Annotated in this window: 18 protein-coding genes, 1 tRNA gene and 1 pseudogene; 9 read left to right on the top strand and 11 right to left on the bottom strand. The window is 60.3% G+C overall.

What is annotated here, in order from left to right; translation table 11 throughout:
• Window positions 1-181: 181 nt before the first annotated feature.
• Window positions 182-601, bottom strand: coding sequence for a hypothetical protein (locus FOC84_RS14940; protein ID WP_173145085.1), 420 nt, complete (start codon window positions 599-601; stop codon window positions 182-184).
• Between the two features lie 490 nt (window positions 602-1091).
• Between FOC84_RS14940 and FOC84_RS14935 the strand changes: the two genes are divergently transcribed.
• A complete protein-coding gene (locus FOC84_RS14935; protein ID WP_173145084.1) occupies window positions 1092-1271 on the top strand; it encodes a hypothetical protein in 180 nt (59 codons plus the stop codon).
• 119 nt (window positions 1272-1390) lie between these two features.
• Here the strand turns inward: FOC84_RS14935 and FOC84_RS14930 are convergent, their stop codons facing one another.
• A complete protein-coding gene (locus FOC84_RS14930; protein ID WP_173145083.1) occupies window positions 1391-1642 on the bottom strand; it encodes a hypothetical protein in 252 nt (83 codons plus the stop codon).
• A 579-nt stretch (window positions 1643-2221) separates the two neighbouring features.
• Here FOC84_RS14930 and FOC84_RS14925 point away from each other — a divergent pair.
• Window positions 2222-2605 (top strand): hypothetical protein, encoded by a 384-nt coding sequence (locus FOC84_RS14925; RefSeq protein ID WP_173145082.1) that lies wholly within the window; start codon window positions 2222-2224, stop codon window positions 2603-2605.
• A 165-nt stretch (window positions 2606-2770) separates the two neighbouring features.
• On the opposite strand, the pseudogene FOC84_RS14920 reads toward FOC84_RS14925, so the two are convergent.
• From FOC84_RS14920 to FOC84_RS14890, 7 genes and pseudogenes are all read right to left on the bottom strand, one after another.
• Window positions 2771-3103 (bottom strand): annotated as a pseudogene (locus FOC84_RS14920) (IS30 family transposase); the annotation flags it as partial.
• 43 nt (window positions 3104-3146) lie between these two features.
• A protein-coding gene (locus FOC84_RS14915; protein ID WP_173145081.1) for an IS3 family transposase occupies window positions 3147-4234 on the bottom strand; the annotation gives its coding sequence in 2 pieces (ribosomal slippage) (window positions 3147-3982 and window positions 3982-4234; 1089 coding nt in all).
• Window positions 4235-4360: 126 nt separating this feature from the next.
• Window positions 4361-4927, bottom strand: a complete 567-nt coding sequence (locus FOC84_RS14910) for a hypothetical protein (protein ID WP_173145080.1) — start codon at window positions 4925-4927, stop codon at window positions 4361-4363.
• A gap of 370 nt (window positions 4928-5297) precedes the next feature.
• Window positions 5298-5801 carry an EscU/YscU/HrcU family type III secretion system export apparatus switch protein gene (locus tag FOC84_RS14905; protein ID WP_173145079.1) on the bottom strand — a complete coding sequence of 168 codons (504 nt, stop codon included), beginning with the start codon at window positions 5799-5801 and terminating at the stop codon, window positions 5298-5300.
• Between the two features lie 206 nt (window positions 5802-6007).
• Window positions 6008-6084: transfer RNA gene (locus FOC84_RS14900), tRNA-Pro, on the bottom strand.
• Between the two features lie 115 nt (window positions 6085-6199).
• On the bottom strand, window positions 6200-7165 hold the full coding sequence (ispB, locus tag FOC84_RS14895) for an octaprenyl diphosphate synthase (RefSeq protein WP_088159146.1): 966 nt from the start codon (window positions 7163-7165) through the stop codon (window positions 6200-6202).
• Between the two features lie 197 nt (window positions 7166-7362).
• A complete protein-coding gene (locus FOC84_RS14890; RefSeq protein WP_173145078.1) occupies window positions 7363-8532 on the bottom strand; it encodes a fumarylacetoacetate hydrolase family protein in 1170 nt (389 codons plus the stop codon).
• Window positions 8533-8636: 104 nt separating this feature from the next.
• Here FOC84_RS14890 and FOC84_RS14885 point away from each other — a divergent pair, with 104 nt between their 5' ends.
• The 5 genes from FOC84_RS14885 to proB all read left to right on the top strand — a co-directional run bounded on the left by FOC84_RS14885 (window position 8637) and on the right by proB (window position 12807).
• Window positions 8637-9395 carry an IclR family transcriptional regulator gene (locus tag FOC84_RS14885; protein WP_173145077.1) on the top strand — a complete coding sequence of 253 codons (759 nt, stop codon included), beginning with the start codon at window positions 8637-8639 and terminating at the stop codon, window positions 9393-9395.
• A 285-nt stretch (window positions 9396-9680) separates the two neighbouring features.
• Window positions 9681-9992 (top strand): 50S ribosomal protein L21, encoded by a 312-nt coding sequence (rplU, locus tag FOC84_RS14880; RefSeq protein WP_006216228.1) that lies wholly within the window; start codon window positions 9681-9683, stop codon window positions 9990-9992.
• A gap of 34 nt (window positions 9993-10026) precedes the next feature.
• Window positions 10027-10287 carry a 50S ribosomal protein L27 gene (gene rpmA / locus FOC84_RS14875; protein WP_006224659.1) on the top strand — a complete coding sequence of 87 codons (261 nt, stop codon included), beginning with the start codon at window positions 10027-10029 and terminating at the stop codon, window positions 10285-10287.
• A gap of 190 nt (window positions 10288-10477) precedes the next feature.
• Window positions 10478-11614 carry a GTPase ObgE gene (obgE, locus tag FOC84_RS14870; RefSeq protein WP_173145076.1) on the top strand — a complete coding sequence of 379 codons (1137 nt, stop codon included), beginning with the start codon at window positions 10478-10480 and terminating at the stop codon, window positions 11612-11614.
• A gap of 56 nt (window positions 11615-11670) precedes the next feature.
• Window positions 11671-12807 (top strand): glutamate 5-kinase, encoded by a 1137-nt coding sequence (gene proB / locus FOC84_RS14865; RefSeq protein WP_173145075.1) that lies wholly within the window; start codon window positions 11671-11673, stop codon window positions 12805-12807.
• Here proB and FOC84_RS14860 read toward each other — a convergent pair.
• Window positions 12776-13486, bottom strand: a complete 711-nt coding sequence (locus tag FOC84_RS14860; RefSeq protein WP_173145074.1) for a transcriptional regulator — start codon at window positions 13484-13486, stop codon at window positions 12776-12778. The two genes, proB and FOC84_RS14860, sit on opposite strands and share 32 nt — an antisense overlap.
• A gap of 79 nt (window positions 13487-13565) precedes the next feature.
• On the opposite strand from FOC84_RS14860, the gene FOC84_RS14855 reads away from it, so the two are divergent.
• On the top strand, window positions 13566-14018 hold the full coding sequence (locus FOC84_RS14855; RefSeq protein WP_088143210.1) for a helix-turn-helix domain-containing protein: 453 nt from the start codon (window positions 13566-13568) through the stop codon (window positions 14016-14018).
• A 71-nt stretch (window positions 14019-14089) separates the two neighbouring features.
• Here the strand turns inward: FOC84_RS14855 and FOC84_RS14850 are convergent, their stop codons facing one another.
• Window positions 14090-14653 carry a SecDF P1 head subdomain-containing protein gene (locus tag FOC84_RS14850; protein ID WP_173145073.1) on the bottom strand — a complete coding sequence of 188 codons (564 nt, stop codon included), beginning with the start codon at window positions 14651-14653 and terminating at the stop codon, window positions 14090-14092.
• Between the two features lie 372 nt (window positions 14654-15025).
• Between FOC84_RS14850 and thiC the strand changes: the two genes are divergently transcribed.
• Window positions 15026-16939: a phosphomethylpyrimidine synthase ThiC gene (gene thiC / locus FOC84_RS14845; protein WP_173145072.1), complete on the top strand. Its 1914-nt coding sequence runs from the start codon at window positions 15026-15028 to the stop codon at window positions 16937-16939.
• Window positions 16940-17709: the final 770 nt, after the last annotated feature.

The raw sequence follows: 17709 nt of genomic DNA, 5'->3' as shown, positions 1-17709 counted from the left end.
CAAAGCGTCGGCCGGCGCACGTGCGCCCAATCGGCTATGTCTCGGCAGACGCCACGGGGTATTTCGTCGGTAAATTGCACGATTGGGCCGCGGACCCGAGTTACAACGTAAGTCCACAGAGTAATTTTAGAATTACACGTAGTCTGACACGTTAAATTTCGTTAAACGCAGCCAGACACGTTTAATGTGAAATCCGCAACCAACCACGCCTAATTGAATTAGGCGCAGCAAAATCACTATTCACAGAGAAATTCTCAATCTGATAACCATTTCTGACTTCTTTTTCAAACAATTCATCCCATAAAATTTCAAAAACCCTTACCGGAGGATCGAGATCTGGCAGTGGACAATGGGATGAGCCCAACATACCCACGAGCGCTTCCTTGTTATTTTCCAAATAAAAACCAAATGACATTTTTATGTCTTCCCTATTTTTTTCATCAATAGATGAAAAATACGGAACTATCAAATTCTTAAAGACTTTTCTAATTTCCCCCTCAGAATCAGGACCAATAATACTCAGCTCATTTTTCTCATCATCATCGAGAAAAAGAAACGGCTCGAGGAGAATTTCAATTAAGTATGGATTAACAACCTTCACCCCATTCACCTCAGCAAAGGATATTGCGTCAAAATTCGCCCATTTTTAAATACGACAACAATCTTCGCTCTCTCAACACAGCCCAAGCCAAACCCATTCGACACCGCTTCAGTAATAATATTAACTATATTATCGTGCGCTTCCATTCTGACCGACGAAATTTGGTTCTGGAGTAGATCAACTGCGCACGCCGAATTTCCGAAACTTGATCTTGCGCAATAAGCAATCTTGAGGAATCGCTAAAAAAACTCTGCTGATATGCGGTCGAGCGGTCTCGCTGACTTACTCACCCTCCCCCCCCCGGGGGCATTAGCCTTAATACGTAAATCTGACGCTATATTTCCAATTGCCGTCTGACGCCTGCTCCAGCCGATACGTGACAGAACTCCACATCCTCCCATATTCTCTATACAAGTTAGAGAGCTTGTAGAGTCCAGCATGAATTTCCTCTGTCGGGCCAACGAGATCCCGATATCCCTCGGGACTCAAGATGGAAATGCTCATTCTTTCATGGGAAGCGTCATCATCTCGTTCCACCACCATTTCCGCCACACGCCAAGATTCTGGTGTGGCCACAATCAGTGCATTCGCCAATTCAAAATCAATTGGCGCCTGGCGCTTCACAAGCGATTCCATCATCATTCTCACAGGTCTATTTATTTACAATTGAAATGGTTTGAACGAGTTTTTTTATTTTCCAAAAAAATTGGACTGTACGCATCTACGACATATAACATATGACCCATAAATACCCCCAATAATTTGAAATTTACGCAAGAATCTTCACTTTCAATTTTCAAATACTATACAAACGGTCCCACTCCGAACCTCTTCCTGAGTTAGGCGAACGAAATCGTCAGTCTCCAGCGCAAGAATATTCTCATTTTTACTTCTATTAATAAGAATATGTTCTCGCACTTTTTCAATTTTCTGCCTTTCCTTTGCAGCGACATAAATTATCGCCCGCATCCCAAAGCAGTCGCTCAAAGCTCCCGATTTTTTGCATGCAAGAACAGTCATACCACTGGACAACAGAAACATATCTCTTACCACCAATGAAACTGACATTTCTGAAGGCCCTTATTTCTTGATATCTTGAGGATGCGAGCATCTTAAAGGACCCGATGTCGTTGAACGCCATCTCATCCAGCGAACCGCCGTACTTCCCCTGACCTTGCACGCCCTCCTGGGCTGCGAGATGGGGCGGCTGGAAGCGTTCCTTACATTCAATAAAGCCGGTCGTTTCCTGTCCGGAGTGGGTAACACGGCGAAAGAGACGTCAAAGACCATTGTTGGCGCTGTGCAGCAAATCGGCTATGTCTCGGCAGACGCTACAAGGTATTTCGTCGGTAAATTGCACGATTGGGCCGGGGACCCGAGTTACAACGTAAGTTCTCAGAGTAATTTTGGCAGACAAGTTGCCGACAAGGGCTTGGCCCTTGCTACCTCAAAACTGGGCATTGGGATAGTCGATGGCGTTATTGCACGCCCGCTTAGAGCTGTCTATCGAGGCAACCTGGAGGAATTGGGAGGGGTTGCGTTTGAACTGAGTCTGGGGGGGTATCCATCGGTCGGGTAGCCCAGAGAAGCAATTTTTCAAAAATGGTAGAGGAAGAATAAATGGGTACATATGACGATCTCTTGAGTTTGAAGGGAAGTGGCACTCCATTTGATAAGTTGAGAAAAATGCGACCCATTGTTCCGACGCAAGATAAAATTCCTCAGGATTATGTGGATTTCATCACGGATGTAGGGGCTGGAGAGCTAGGGGATGCGAGATTCATGTTGTACGATGGGTTGATCCCCTCTGAAGAGATATATGGAAAATTGCCTCCAGACTGGGGAAGGATTCTAATTTTTGGTGATGATTTTTCGGGTTACAACTCTGGATTCAGAGTGTCCGATTGGAGTGTTGTAGAAATTAATCCCTCTGATATGGAGATAGACGTGATCGCATCAAAATTTCAGATTTTTATTCGAGGAAAAATTAATAATATGATGTGATTTTTTATCGACTTTTTCGCCCTTAGGCGGTGAGAAAGGCGCTTTGATTTATTGGAGAAAATGAAAGTTTAGCGTGCCAGACTACGTTGAACGAACAACCAAATCACGACCGAGATCCGGTCGACGGTAATCCTCCCATAGACGCGTTGCAGTGGATTCAGGCGGTCAGTGCAATATTTCGTCCAACGCTTCAGCTGGAGTCTTGAAGCCCAGCGTCTTTCTGGGACGGGCGTTTAGCTTGGCGCCGACTGCGTCGAGGTCACGCGGCGTATAACTTGCCAAGCTTGTTCTTTTTGGGAAGTACTGGCGTAACAGGCCGTTCGTATTTTCGTTGGTGTCCCGTTGCCAAGGGCAGCCCGGATCGCAGAAGTAAACGGCCATATGGGTATCCATACTAAAGCGTCTGTGTGCTGACAATTCAACCCCGCGGTCCCATGTCAGGCTTTTCCTCAGTTGAGCGGGAAGCTGACGCATCTGCTCTATAAGAGCTCGGGTGACGGGGTAATCCCCCCATTCTTAGCGATTGCCAGAAGTAGGAACGCTATGCGGCCATGGCTAGCCGCTGTTTGGGGGTGAAGCCGCCCAGTGCCATATTCGGGCGTTCGTGATTGTAGGACCACATCCATTCGGTCGCGGCGCGCTGCACGTGATCCAGGTCTTCCCAGTGGTACTGAGATAGCCACTCGTAGCGCACGGTCCTGTTGAATCGCTCGACATAGGCATTTTGCTGTGGCTTGCCCGGCTGGATGTATTCGAGCTTGATACCCCATTGCCCAGCCCACTCGGTAATAGCGGCGCTTAGATATTCCGGTCCGTTGTCGCAGCGTATCGCCAGCGGTTTGCCCCGCCAACCGATAATCTGCTTCAAGGATCGGATCACGCGCTCGAACGGCAGCGAGAAGTCGATTTCGATGCCCAGGGCCTCTCGATTGAAGTCATCGATTACGTTGAACAATCGGATGCTTCGGCCATCGGCCAACTGATCGTGCATGAAGTCCATCGACCATACATGGTTGAGCTGGTTTGGCACAGTCAGCGGCTCGGGCGCTTGGCGCACCAGGCGCTTGCGCGGCTTGATACGAAGATTCAGCTCCAGATCCCGATAGATACGGTAGATCCGCTTGTGATTCCACGAGTAGCCTTTGACGTTGCGCAGATACAGGTAGCACAGCCCGAACCCCCAACTGCGGTGGTTGTCTGTAAGACGCATCAGCCAGTCTGCAATCTCATCATTCTCGGTGCTGCGTTTGCAGACGTACCGGTAGCAGGTCTGGCTGATGCCAACCGCTTCGCAGGCCAGGCGCACTGAAATCCCACGCTCGCGCACCATGTGCTGGGCCATCTCGCGTCGGCGAGATGGCCTCACCACTTTTTTTCGAGTGCCTCCGCTCGAAGCTCGGCTTTGAGCTTCTCCTCGACATACATCTTGCGAAGCCGGGCGTTCTCGGCCTCGAGCTCCTTCATCCGCGACATCATCGACACATCCATGCCGCCGAACTTGGCCCGCCATTTGTAGAACGTTGCCGAACTGATTCCCAGCTCGCGGCACAGCTCGGGCACTGCCAAGCCTGCCTCGGCCCGTTTGATCGCTTCGATGATCTGGCTGTCTGTAAATCTCGACTTCTTCATGCTGTAGAACTCCTCAACGAGAAAATTCTACTTCTGGATGCGACGCTTCTATGGGGGGATTACCGTTGCCCGCCCCCCGGTTCGAGATCGCCACTTTAAACCCTAAAGGCAATCAATGAACTTAAATTAATGAAGGTCGGTTTTCGACACGGGATTATTCCACGCAAAAATACCTTCCTTCAAAACTTCGTCTCTCGCCCGCGTCAGCGTCTCATAGCCAATCAAGTAAATTCCATCCATATCTTCGGCATCAAGCTCATTTATTTCAAGAAGATCTTTATATATCAAGAAATAACTCTCGACGTGGCACTTATCCAGAGCAGGAACCTTGTTGTCGTTCATAAAAAAAGAGAACGCATCAATGCCCAAATAGCGATTTAAAAAAACTATGTCGCAATACGCAGCCATCGGTTCAATATTTCGAGAGGGGTCCGGTCTGGGAGAAAGATGGCGCATCAAGTCTATCCAATCGCGCGACGAGAATTCTTCCCACACATACGGAGCCCCCATGAGAAACTCCAATACGTAATCATGCGAATAGGTCTTAATTTGAAGAGAAATTACTTCCTTCGGCTCATATTTCTTCAATTCAGATTTATATCTTGAAAAATATGCAACCCCGTAATCCTCCGAGGACCCAAATCCGTCATATATAAAACCCAAAATCTCCCGCAAGGCATCAAGATTTTTCATCGCTTCAGACCTCACTTACCATGGGATATCCACTGATAATATATTATCGCCATCGACCGAAACTTCCCATGCTTGGAATCTTGTATTTTTAACGTTCAATCCCGCCCCTCGAAAGATATCCGGGAATCTCGTCGCATCCGAAGCTGTGGGCCGCTAGTGGCCAGATTGATTATCGATAACTCGAATTCTGCCCGCACCTGCAATTTTCATCTTCCCGGCAGCGGGCGAAGATCTTCCCTGCCCGGTCAAAGTTGTCATTGGGAAATTCATGTGATGCGGGCGCCATCCCATACAACTCGATCGGGATGGCCTGCCCCCCATGCACCCTGGAAATACGGGGAATGCGCCAGGGCAGGACCGCGCACGACCGTCACGCCGCAACGCGCAGCCGCGAACGGATGCACGGATCTCCTTCGCGATTCTTGACCTCGTCCTTGACGTCAGGCTTGCTCATGCACAGCTCGTGCTTAAACTCGAAGCGCGTGTAACCCAAGTCCAGTAGCGCCAGCAAGAACACCGCGAGCGCCAACTTCAGTGCCTTCGACGCCTGCATCGCGAGCAACTGCCGCAAAGCCTCCGCCGGCGCATGTGCGCCCGGCAGGTACAGCAGCGGGCGCAAATCCTGGATCATCAGATACAACACCCGAGCCAGTCCCGCCACCTTGCTCGGGCTCTTGACCGTCTCGTACACCGTCGGCAACGAGAAGAGGCGCCTCAGACCGCGGGCCCGTATGCCCAGCCCCAGTTCGACCAGCGGAGACGTCGCCGCGGCAGGGGCAACCGGCATGAAGCTCAGACCGTACATGTTGCCGCATGCCGCGATCACGGCGCGATGTTCACATCGTTGCGCGAGCGTTTGAGCATCCCCGTGCATGACGCGTACACCGCGTTTCCAAACTGGCTGAACGACGCTCATCGTTCAACAGGCAACTTTGGTTGCACTCGGAGAACGCCTGCATAGCCGCATGAGACGGGTCCACATGGGAAGCGCGCAAACGCAAAAAAGCCGGCACCGCTTTCGCAGGTCCGGCTATTGCTGTTGGTGTCGAGAACACCATCAAAAATTCGACCACAAATCAGTGGTCGGGGCGAGAGGATTCGAACCTCCGACTCCTGCGTCCCGAACGCAGTACTCTACCAGGCTGAGCTACGCCCCGAGTCTTACTACTACTGACTTCGTTGCGCTCAGTGCAACCAAATCATCTTTCGCTTTCACTATCAACCGCTACGTTTCAGGCTGCTGGGTTTCCCCAATTTTTCCGCCTAATTCGCTTAGCGATCTCTATTCACCGCGAAAGCGCAGAATTCTAACAGAGAATTTAGAAAAGGGGAAATGGGGTAAGCAGAAAGTGCTTTTCTGGCCAGATCGGCCTCGGCCACGGCGGCCTGGCGGGCGTGCTCCAGGGCATCGGTGGCCTGGATGGCGGCGGCCACGGCGGCGAAGTCGGCGTCGCCGGTCTTGATGGCGTCACGGATCAGTTGCTGTTGTTCCGGGGTGCCCACTTCCATCACGCGGATCAGCGGCAGCGTGGGCTTGCCCTCGCGCAGGTCGTCGCCCACGTTCTTGCCCAGGGCGGCGGCGTCGCCGCTGTAGTCCAGCACGTCGTCCACCAGTTGGAAGGCGGTGCCTACATGGCGGCCGTAGGCGGCCGCGGCGGCTTCCTGCTCGGGGGTGGCGCCCGCCAGCACGGCGCCCACCTGGGCGGCGGCCTCGAACAGCTTGGCGGTCTTGTAGCGCACCACTTGCAGATAGCGTTCCTGGGAGACGTCCGGGTCATGCACGTTCAGCAGCTGCAGCACCTCGCCTTCGGCGATCACCGTGGTGGCTTCGGACAGGATGCTCATGACGCGCATCGAATTCGCTTCCACCATCATCTCGAAGGAGCGCGAATACAGGTAGTCGCCTACCAGCACGCTGGCGGCGTTGCCGAAGACCGCGTTGGCGGTTTCGCGGCCGCGGCGCAGGTCGGATTCGTCCACCACGTCGTCGTGCAGCAGCGTGGCGGTATGGATGAACTCCACCACGGCGGCCAGCAGTTGGTGGTGCGTGCCCTCGTAGCCCAGCGCGCGCGCCACCATCAGCACCATGGCCGGGCGCATGCGTTTGCCGCCCGCGCCTATGATGTAGTCGCCGATCGTGCGGATCAGGACCACCTCGGAATTCAGCCGCTCGCGGATAACCGCATCGACGGCTTTCATGTCGTCTGCAATGGGGGCAACAAGCTCGGGGAGATTCAAGACGTATCCGGGAGAGTGAAACGAGCCGTGGCGCGGACGCGCGCCGGCTCTTACCGCTGGGCCCGCCGCAGAGGGCGGGGGATTCGACCAACGATTATACGGGGAGTAAGGGACACGAGCTGCCGGCCGGGCGGAACCGCCGGCCGGAGATGGCGCCCGGTGTGCGCGCCCTCCCCCCGGCGCCTCCCTCCCGCGGATCAGGCTCCTCGCGGCAACAGGCCGCGTGCGGCCAGGTTGGCATAGAGTGCGCGCACTCCGAAGGTCCAGGGCTCGATCTCGGTGGCCAGCCGCACTTCGTTCACCAGGGAGCCCAGGTGTTTCGACGCAATCACGACGCGGTCGCCCAGCTTGTGGGTGAAGCCGGTGCCCGGGCCCATGCGGTCCTGGGTGGGCGAGAACATGGTGCCCAGGAACAGCATGAAACCGTCCGGATACTGGTGGTGCCTGCCGCAAGCCTGGCGCACCAGGTCCAGGGGATCGCGGCTGATTTCGCGCATGTGGCTCACACCGTCCAGCTCGAAGCCGTCCAGGCCCTCGATGCGCAGGGACACATCGGCCTGACGCACGCTGTCCAGGTTGAAGCTGCCGTCGAACAGGCGGATGAAGGGACCGATGGCGCAGGAGCCGTTGTTGTCCTTGGCCTTGGTCAGCAGCAAGGCGCTGCGGCCTTCGATGTCGCGCAGGTTGACGTCGTTGCCCAGGGTGGCGCCGACGACTTCGCCGCGGCTGTCCACCGCCAGCACGATCTCGGGTTCGGGATTGTTCCAGCGGGATTCGGGCAGTACGCCGATCCGCGCGCCGCTGCCCACCGACGCCATGGGCGGCGCCTTGGAGAAGACCTCGGCGTCCGGGCCTATGCCGACTTCCAGGTATTGCGACCACTGGCCGCGCTCGGTGAGTTCGGCCTTCAGCTTGGCCGCTTCGGGCGAGCCCGGGCGCAGGCGGGACAGGTCGGAGCCGATCAGGGCCTGCATGCGGACGCGGATTTCCTCGGCGCGGCTGGCGTCGCCGCCCGCCTCTTCCTCGATCATGCGTTCCAGCAGGCTGATGGCGAAGGTGACGCCGGCCGCCTTGACGGGCTGCAGGTCGCAAGGCGCCAGCAGGCGCAAGCCCTCCTGGCCCGCCAGGCTGGCGGCCATCAGGGCATGCACGCCGCCCAGCGACTCGCCCGCGGCGCTGGCCGCGAGCGCCACGCGGTCGGGGCGGTCCAGCAGGTCCGCCATGGTGGGCGCAGCCGCCGTGATGTCGATCACCTCGCCGCGGCGGACTATCACCACACTGGGGCCATGCACCGAGCCCGGCCGCCACACCCGCCCCACCAGCAGCGCCTGTTCCAGGTCAGCAGGCAACGCCTTCGCTTGGTCCATGGGTCCCCTCGCCTTGTTCGAATGATGTGCGGGGCAGTCTAGGAGAGTTCCATTATCATGTCCAACATCATGAATTTATGTCCAATATATTGGACAAATTGCACATGGCTTCCGAACACGACGTCCCCGCCATCCGGCGCACTCATGACATCCTGCGGCTGCTGGCCAGCCGCCGCGCTCCCGTCAAGGCATCGGAACTGGCCGCGTGCTGCCAGCTCGCCCGCAGCACGCTGTACCTGCTGCTCGATTGCCTGGAGCAACGCCGCTGGATCGAACGCCGCGACGGCGGCTACGTCATCGGCATCGAACTGATGGCGCTGGGCTACGCCTATCTGCGCCAGGACGGATTGCAGACGGCATTCCAGGCCGCCGCCGGCGCCTTCGTGGCGCGGCACAACGAAGTGGTGCAGCTGGCGACGCTGGACGGATTCGATGTGGTCTATCTGGCCCGCGAGGACGCGCGCCGCCCGGTGCGGCTGGTATCGGACCTGGGCCTGCGACTGCCCGCGCACGCCTGCGCGCTGGGCAAGGCTTTGCTCGCCAGCCTGCCGCCGCAAGCGCTGGCCACCTGCGTGCCCGCGGTGTTGCCGCGCGTCACCGAGCGCAGCCTCGCCACTCGCGCCGCGCTCGACCAGGAATTGGAACAGGTGCGCAGCACCGGACTGGCGCAGGACCTGGAGGAAGTGGCGACCGGCCTGGTCTGCTTTGCCGCCTACGTGGGCATGACGCCGCTGGGCAAGCGGGTGGCCGTGAGCACCTCCATCCCCACTGACCGGCTGGACGAAGCGCACCGCCGCGGCGTAATCGACGGGATCCGGCTCGTGGCGCGGGACATCGCCCTGCGGGCGATCCCCGGCGCTTGAAGCGTGCACGCGACACCTAAGCCCTTAGCCTGCAAGCGCTTTTTGACTTTCTGAAAGTCCCGGGCTAATATCCCGGATTCGGTCAGCAATGCCCGAATTACGTCGGTTGCATTTGCGTCAACCCTCTGGGTGCCAAGGAAGGCTTAACTTTCCCAGGCATCGAGGCCTTTCCTCTTCTTGCCAGGCTCTGGCGCCAGAAGAAGAAAGCGTCCCGCCAGAGCGGCAATCCCGCCCAGCAGGGCAGGCAGCGCGAATGAACCCATTTACCTATTTAAGGAATCCCCCATGTACGCGGTCGTAAAAACCGGTGGCAAGCAGTATCGCGTTGCCGCTGGCGAAAAACTCAAGATAGAACAGATACCGGCAGACATTGGGCAAGAAATCACCCTGGACCAAGTGCTGTCCGTGGGCGAAGGCGACCAACTGAAAGTTGGCACGCCCCTCGTCTCCGGCGCCGTGGTCAAGGCAACGGTTCTTGCGCAAGGCCGCCACGACAAGGTCAAGATCTTCAAGATGCGCCGTCGCAAGCACTATCAGAAGCGTCAGGGCCACCGTCAGAACTACACCGAAATCCGCATCGAAGCCATCACGGCTTAAGAAGCGACTCGGTACCACTTAGCAGGAGCTAAACATGGCACAGAAAAAGGGCGGCGGCTCTACGCGAAACGGACGCGACTCAGAATCAAAGCGTCTGGGCGTCAAGACCTTCGGCGGTGAATTGATTCCCGCTGGTTCGATCATCGTGCGTCAGCGCGGTACTCGCTTCCACGCTGGCGTGAACGTCGGCATGGGCAAGGACCACACCCTGTTCGCGCTGGTCGACGGCAAGGTTCAATTCGGCTTCAAGGGCGCATTGAACAAGCAAACCGTTTCGATCATCGCTGCCGAGTAATCGGACAAGCGCGGTCAGAGCTCGCGGTTCGCCGCGAGCTCGAACGGTAAAAGCCCTGTCGCATGCGGCAGGGCTTTTTTGTTTTAAGCTTTTCTGTTTTCAGGCAGCCGCTGGAAGTCTCCGGCCCCTGCCTCCTGGCGGCACCCAATATTGGGGCTCCGCCCCAATACTTACTACACGCGCGGACACCATGAAATTCGTAGACGAAGCCACCATCGAAGTCGTCGCCGGCAAAGGCGGCAATGGCGTGGCGAGCTTTCGCCGCGAAAAATTCATCCCCAAGGGTGGCCCGGACGGCGGCGACGGCGGCCGCGGAGGCACCATCTATGCGGTGGCCGACCGCAACATCAATACGCTGATCGACTTCCGCTACGCCCGCCTGCACCGCGCAAAGGGCGGCGAAAATGGCCGCGGTTCGGACCAATACGGCGCCGCCGCCCCGGACATCACCCTGCGCGTGCCCGTCGGCACCATCATCCATGACGCCGAGACCGGCGAAGTCCTGTTCGACCTGGACACGCACGAGCAGAAAGTCGTGCTGGCCGCGGGCGGCCAGGGCGGCATGGGCAACATCCACTTCAAGTCCAGCCTGAACCGCGCGCCCCGCCAGTGGACGCCCGGCAAGGAAGGCGAACACCGCTACCTGCGCATGGAACTGAAGGTGCTGGCGGACGTAGGCCTGCTGGGCCTGCCGAACGCCGGCAAGTCCACGCTGATCACCCGCATTTCCAATGCGAAGCCGAAGATCGCGGACTACCCCTTCACCACGCTGCATCCCAATCTGGGCGTGGTGCGCACCTCGCCGTCGCGCAGCTTTGTCGTGGCCGACATTCCCGGCCTGATCGAAGGCGCCTCCGAAGGCGCCGGCCTGGGCCACCTGTTCCTGCGCCACCTGGCGCGCACCCGCGTGCTGCTGCACCTGGTGGACGTGTCCACGCCGGATCCCGATGCCGATCCGGTCGAGCAAGCCGTGGTGGACGCGCGCGCCATCGTCGAGGAGCTGCGCCGCTACGACCCCGAACTGGCCGCCAAGCCGCGCTGGCTGATCCTCAACAAGCTGGACATGGTGCCCGATCCCGAGGACACCCAGCGCCGCTTTCTCGAACTCTACGACTGGAAGGGTCCGGTGTTCGGCATCTCGGGCCTGTCGGGCGAGGGCACGCAAGACCTGCTCTACGCGCTGCAGGACTACCTGGACGCCGAACGCGAAAAGGAACACCTGTCGCAAGACCAGGCCAAGGACAGCTACGTGGCGCCGGACCCGCGCTTCGACGACAAGCGCTCGGACGCCGAACAGCGCCCCGCGCCGCGCGGCGACGACGAATAAGCCATAATCGCAGTCCTTACGATTACGCCTTTTTCTCGCCGCAGCCGGCCGCCATCATGTCTGCTGAAACACCCGCCGTTTCCGTCGTCACCAACGCCCAGCGCCTCGTCGCCAAAGTCGGCTCGTCGCTGGTCACCAATGAAGGCCGCGGCCTGGACCGCGCCGCCGTGGCGCACTGGGCCGCGCAGATCGCCGCCCTGCACAAGCAGGGCAAGCAGATCGTGCTGGTCTCCAGCGGCGCCATCGCCGAAGGCATGGCGCGCCTGGGCTGGCGCAAGCGCCCGTCGGTCATGCACGAACTGCAGGCCGCCGCGGCCGTGGGCCAGATGGGCCTGTGCCAGGCTTATGAGGCGGCTTTCGCCGAATACGGCCTGCGCACCGCGCAGATCCTGCTGACGCACGAAGACCTGGCCGACCGCCACCGCTACCTGAACGCGCGCAGCACGCTGTTCGCGCTGCTGCGCCTGGGCGTGGTGCCGATCGTGAACGAAAACGACACTGTCGTCACCGACGAAATCCGGCTGGGCGACAACGATACGCTGGGCGCGCTGGTCACCAACCTGATCGAAGCCGACACGCTGATCATTCTGACGGATCAGCGCGGCCTGTACGACTCGGATCCCCGCAAGAACCCGGACGCCAAGTTCATGTCGCACGCCCAGGCCGGCGACCCGGCGCTGGAAGCCATGGCTGGCGGCGCCGGCAGCGGCATCGGCACCGGCGGCATGCTGACCAAGGTGCTGGCGGCCAAGCGCGCGGCGCATAGCGGCGCGCACACCGTCATCGCGTCGGGCCATGAACGCAATGTGCTCACGCGCCTGGCCCAAGGCGAATGCATCGGCAGCGAGTTGCGCGCCGTGCTGCCCGTGTGGTCCGCCCGCAAGCAATGGCTGGCCGACCATCTGCGCCTGCGCGGACGCGTGGTGCTGGACGATGGCGCCGTGCAAGCGCTATTGCGCGAGGGCAAAAGCCTGCTGCCCATCGGCGTGACCGAGGTGGAAGGCGAGTTCGGCCGGGGCGATGTGGTCGCCTGCGTGGATGGCCAGGGCCGCGAATGCGCCCGCGGCCTGATCAACTACTCATCGGTCGACACCCGCCGCATCCTGCGCCAGCCTTCGTCGCAGATCGCGCGCATCCTGGGCAGCATGACCGAACCCGAACTCATGCATCGGGATAACCTGGTAGTGCTGTAAAGTCCCGCTCTCTCGCGGCGCCCTCGGGCAGCAGGATATAGCCCCATCCCCGCACCGCGAGCACGGGCAAGTCGATGTTGAGGCGGCGCGCCTTGCTGCGCAGCCGCGACAACAGCACATCCACCCGCCGCGCTCCATCCAGGGACTTACGCCTATCTGCCGGGAAGAAGCACTCCCGGCGCAGGCAATAGCCCGGCGCGTTCAATAAGCGGACAAAAAAAGCGCGCTCCGTGACCGTCAACGGCAGGTACTCGCCTGCCGGCCCGGCCAGCGCGCCGACGTGCGGATCGAGCCGCCAGGGCAAGGCGACGGACGGCGCGCGCCGGTACAGATTGCGCAGCAGGGCATCCCATTCCAACGCGTCCATGCCTGCGGGAGCACAGACGTCAGCGCCCGCATCCAGCGCGGCAATGCGATCGGCCGCGCTGGCCGCCGTGGCGTGCCACAGCACCGCCGCGGCTGGCGCCGCGCGGCGCAGCATGGCAATCAAACCCGGCACGCCCTCAATACCTCCCAAAAGTACCAGGGCGTCAGCGGCCTGAGCCTGCAAGTGTTCCAATAGCCCGGCGGTCGTATCGAAGACGCTGGCTTGCCAACGCAACAGGCGCAAGGCCTCGGCGAATTCCTCGCCCGCCGTTTCGTCGAGCCGTACGACGAAGACGCTGCCTCGTTGCTCCATGCGCTCACCTTTGATAAATATCACCTAAGTAATATTTATAACCACCAAAGCGCGTGACCAGCAAGCTTCAATCGCCGGTGTGAAAACATTCTCAGACCGACTGAAGCATGCGCGCCTGCTGCGTGGCCACACGCAGAAAGACCTCGCACGTCTAGCACGCATTTCGCAAAGCGCCATCGGCAGCTACGAAAGCGGCTTGCGGCATTCAAGCCGCTCGGCGCGCAAGCTGGCGCAGGTCCTGAAGGTCGAAGCCGAATGGCTGGAAACCGGCAAAGGCCCCATGGAACTTCCCGTGGATGGCTACGACCTCAGCAACACCCTGCCCGCGCCCGGCGTAGCCGAACCCGTGCCGCGCCCCGGCGGCCGGCCGCGTCCGATGGCGCCCTGGCCCTTTCCGAATATTTCGCCTTCGCAGTTCGAATCGCTCACGGCCGACGACCGCCTGATCCTTGAATCGATCACGCAGGCCTACATCGAAAAGACCATCCTGATCCGCCGCGGCGCCAAGACGCGCGGCCGCAAGCTGGGCTGATCGCGGGCTATCTTTCCTGCAGACGTAAAAAAGCCCGGCATGCCGGGCTTTTTTGTCGCTTGCTGCGCCGTTCAGGGCTTGGCAGCGGGCGCCGCCGGAGCAGCACCGCCGGCCGGCGGCGCGCCAGCGTCGCCGCGGATCTTGGCGGCGATTTCCGAAGCGGCCTGGGCCGAGGCCACGCCGAAGGCGAGGACGCCGCGGTTCAGCGGTTCGCCGATGAGCGGGGCGGCGACCAGTTCCTGGTCGATCACGAGCGCCAGCATGTTGCCGACGTTCTTGGTGCTGACGTCATTGAGCTTGCGGGCGCCGGCTTCCGAGAAGCGCAGGCCGACGAAGTTCTGGCCCTGGCGATCCACCAGCGCGGCGGCGTCGGTCAGGTCGGCGCGCGTCAGCACGGGCACGGTCTGCATGTAGAGCTTGCCGTCGGGCAGCGCGATTTCGCGCATGCCGGCGCCAGGTTGCTTCTGCGCCAGGTAAAAGTCCACGGAGGCCGCGGCGGCCGGCTTGGAGGCCTCTTGGCCGGCTTGCGGCGTGGCGGTATCGCCGGACGTCTTAGTCGGGGCGGTCTTGCAACCCGCTAGCGCCAACGTCACGACTACCAAGGCGGGCGCCAATTTGCGTAGGGTCAGTTGCATGCTCGTTTCCTTCTTAATGTGGACTAAGACCAGGCGATGCACTCCATCCCCGGTACTGGGAAAAGTGTACCGAACCTGAATGACGGTGTCGCCCCAGTCTGAATCTAAATGTAAAGCGGTAATACCAGCTCCCGCCTGCACCGGCTGACGCGGCGCAGCAGCGGCGCGATTCGTCGGAACGCGCGCCAGCCTCTATACTTCGCTTTCGCGCAGGGGTACTCGTCCCGCCTACATGGCCGGACGTGTTGAGAGAGTCCCTTCGTACCAGTACGGATAATGCCGATGCTGGGAGCCGTATTCCCGCCATGCGTCTTTGCGCGCGCGGCGGGAATTCCTTCCCGATCGGCTCCAACCACTCGCTTGGAGCTTTCCATGAACGCCAATCCCAAATTCCTGGCCGCTACCGCCGAAGTCGACGCGGCGGCCGTCGCACCGCTGCCCAAATCCCGCCGCGTGTATGAAGTGGGCTCGCGCCCCGACATCCGCGTGCCGTTCCGCGAAATCGAGCAGGACGACACGCCGACGATGTTCGGCGGTGAGAAGAACCCGCCGCTGACCGTCTATGACTGCAGCGGCCCCTACACCGACCCCGAAGCCAAGATCGACATCCGCCGCGGCCTGCCCGAACTGCGCCGCGTCTGGATCGAAGAGCGCGGCGACACGGAAGTGCTGTCAGGTCCGACCAGCGACTACGGCAAGGAACGTCTGACCGATCCCAAGCTGACGGCGATGCGCTTCGACCTGCAGCGCCCGCCGCGCCGCGCCAAGTCCGGCGCCAACGTGTCGCAAATGCATTACGCCCGCCGCGGCATCATCACCCCGGAAATGGAATACGTGGCAATCCGCGAAAGTCTGCGCCGCGAGCACTATCTGCAGACGCTGCGCGACAGCGGCCCCGACGGCGAGAAGATGGTCAAGCGCCTGCTGCGCCAGCACCCGGGCCAATCGTTCGGCGCCGCCATTCCCGCCGCCATCACGCCCGAGTTCGTGCGCGACGAGATCGCGCGCGGCCGCGCCATCATCCCGGCCAACATCAACCACCCGGAAGTGGAGCCGATGGCCATCGGCCGCAACTTCCTGGTGAAGATCAACGCCAACATCGGCAACTCCGCCGTCAGCTCCGGCATCGGCGAAGAAGTGGAAAAGATGACCTGGGCGATCCGCTGGGGCGGCGACACGGTCATGGACCTGTCCACCGGCAAGCACATTCACGAAACGCGCGAATGGATCATCCGCAACTCGCCCGTGCCCATCGGCACCGTGCCGATCTACCAGGCGCTGGAAAAGGTCGACGGCAAGGCCGAGGACCTGACCTGGGAGATCTTCCGCGACACGCTGATCGAGCAGGCCGAACAGGGCGTGGACTACTTCACGATCCACGCGGGCGTGCGCCTGCCGTTCATCCCCATGACGGCCGACCGCATGACCGGCATCGTCTCGCGCGGCGGCTCGATCATGGCGAAGTGGTGCCTGGCGCATCACAAGGAGAGCTTCCTGTACGAGCGCTTCGAGGAAATCTGCGAAATCATGAAGGCCTACGACGTCAGCTTCTCGCTGGGCGACGGCCTGCGCCCGGGTTCGGGCTACGACGCCAACGACGAGGCGCAATTCGCCGAACTGAAGACGCTGGGCGAGCTGACCCAGGTGGCATGGAAGCATGATGTGCAGGTCATGATCGAAGGCCCGGGCCACGTGCCGATGCAGATGATCAAGGAGAACATGGAGCTGCAGCTGGAACACTGCCACGAGGCGCCGTTCTACACGCTCGGCCCCCTGACCACCGACATCGCTCCGGGCTACGACCACATCACGTCCGGCATCGGCGCAGCGCTGATCGGCTGGTACGGCACGGCGATGCTCTGTTATGTGACGCCCAAGGAGCACCTCGGCCTGCCGAACAAGAAGGACGTGAAGGACGGCATCATCACGTACAAGATCGCGGCCCACGCGGCGGACCTGGCCAAGGGTCATCCGGGCGCGGCGATCCGCGACAACGCGCTGTCCAAAGCGCGCTTCGAATTCCGCTGGGACGACCAGTTCAACCTGGGGCTGGATCCGGACACCGCCAAGGAATTCCACGACGAGACGCTACCCAAGGATTCGATGAAGGTGGCGCACTTCTGCTCGATGTGCGGACCGCATTTCTGCTCGATGAAGATCACCCAGGACGTGCGGGATTATGCGGCGGCGCAGGGGGTTAGCGAGAAGGATGCGTTGCAGAAGGGGATGCAGGAGAAGTCCGTGGAGTTCGTTAAGAAGGGGGCCGAGGTTTATCATCGGCAGTGATGTTGTTGCTGCGTCTGCGTTGAGTTCTTAAGACGCACGGCGCGGCGGCGGCTTGCCGGGCGCGGGGCAACGATTGCGGTCCGGAGCCTTCGCTCCGGACTGCCCCGTCGTCATCCTCGTCCTCGCCTTCGGCGACTCCTTCGGATTCCCTCGGGCTTATCGACGCCCCGCGCCCGGCAAGCCGCTGCCGCGCCGTGCTCGGTTTATTGAATCTTCACGGGAGCTGGGGCGAGCGGTGTGCTTGGCGTTCTCGCCACCGGTGGGGGTGGGCGAGGATCTTGCGGGGCCCGCCCCCGGCCGGCCGCGCGGGCGGCCGGCCGGGGGCTTACGCGGTGTCTGGCGTCAAGTGATGACGCTGCGCGATGATGGAGATGAGTTCAAGTCGTGCGATCGGTGATGCGCATGCGAGTCTGTCCACGAGTGTGGCGTATACGGCCATCGTCATTTCAACTCCGCCGCCGGATGGGCGGCGCGCGCGAGAGGATCTGCGTGCGCAAGATTCTGCCCAACGCGCGCCGCCCATCACCGCCCCTCCCCCAAAACGGCGACAACCACCAGCAAACCACTCGCCGCATTCGCGCCAGCGCACCCATCACGACGCACGCAAGCGCGTATGCTCATTACGGCCGCCCGGGCGGCCGTAATGAGCGGGCTCCGCAAGACTCGCCACTGAACACGGCTCTAGCGACGCAACAGGCCAAGACGCAGGTAGCACGGCGGCGCTGGCGGTGTGGCGGCGAGCAACCTCGATGCGCCCGAGGGAATCCGTA

The sequence above is a fragment of the Achromobacter pestifer genome (genome assembly GCF_013267355.1).
Lineage (GTDB): Bacteria > Pseudomonadota > Gammaproteobacteria > Burkholderiales > Burkholderiaceae_B > Achromobacter > Achromobacter pestifer_A.
The sequence above is the reverse complement of the archived record's forward strand: the minus strand, read 5'-3'. Positions and strand labels throughout refer to the sequence as shown.

Excerpts from the sequence above, each read along its gene's own strand:
- rplU (WP_006216228.1), top strand. The coding sequence starts at position 9,681 with ATGTACGCGGTCGTAAAAACCGGTGGCAAGCAGTATCGCGTTGCCGCT.
- FOC84_RS14925 (WP_173145082.1), top strand. The coding sequence starts at position 2,222 with ATGGGTACATATGACGATCTCTTGAGTTTGAAGGGAAGTGGCACTCCA.
- FOC84_RS14910 (WP_173145080.1), bottom strand. The coding sequence starts at position 4,927 with ATGAAAAATCTTGATGCCTTGCGGGAGATTTTGGGTTTTATATATGAC.
- FOC84_RS14905 (WP_173145079.1), bottom strand. The coding sequence starts at position 5,801 with ATGCACGGGGATGCTCAAACGCTCGCGCAACGATGTGAACATCGCGCC.
- obgE (WP_173145076.1), top strand. The coding sequence starts at position 10,478 with ATGAAATTCGTAGACGAAGCCACCATCGAAGTCGTCGCCGGCAAAGGC.
- proB (WP_173145075.1), top strand. The coding sequence starts at position 11,671 with ATGTCTGCTGAAACACCCGCCGTTTCCGTCGTCACCAACGCCCAGCGC.
- FOC84_RS14890 (WP_173145078.1), bottom strand. The coding sequence starts at position 8,532 with ATGGACCAAGCGAAGGCGTTGCCTGCTGACCTGGAACAGGCGCTGCTG.
- FOC84_RS14935 (WP_173145084.1), top strand. The coding sequence starts at position 1,092 with ATGGAAATGCTCATTCTTTCATGGGAAGCGTCATCATCTCGTTCCACC.
- FOC84_RS14885 (WP_173145077.1), top strand. The coding sequence starts at position 8,637 with ATGGCTTCCGAACACGACGTCCCCGCCATCCGGCGCACTCATGACATC.
- FOC84_RS14860 (WP_173145074.1), bottom strand. The coding sequence starts at position 13,486 with ATGGAGCAACGAGGCAGCGTCTTCGTCGTACGGCTCGACGAAACGGCG.
- FOC84_RS14850 (WP_173145073.1), bottom strand. The coding sequence starts at position 14,653 with ATGCAACTGACCCTACGCAAATTGGCGCCCGCCTTGGTAGTCGTGACG.
- thiC (WP_173145072.1), top strand. The coding sequence starts at position 15,026 with ATGAACGCCAATCCCAAATTCCTGGCCGCTACCGCCGAAGTCGACGCG.
- rpmA (WP_006224659.1), top strand. The coding sequence starts at position 10,027 with ATGGCACAGAAAAAGGGCGGCGGCTCTACGCGAAACGGACGCGACTCA.
- FOC84_RS14930 (WP_173145083.1), bottom strand. The coding sequence starts at position 1,642 with ATGTTTCTGTTGTCCAGTGGTATGACTGTTCTTGCATGCAAAAAATCG.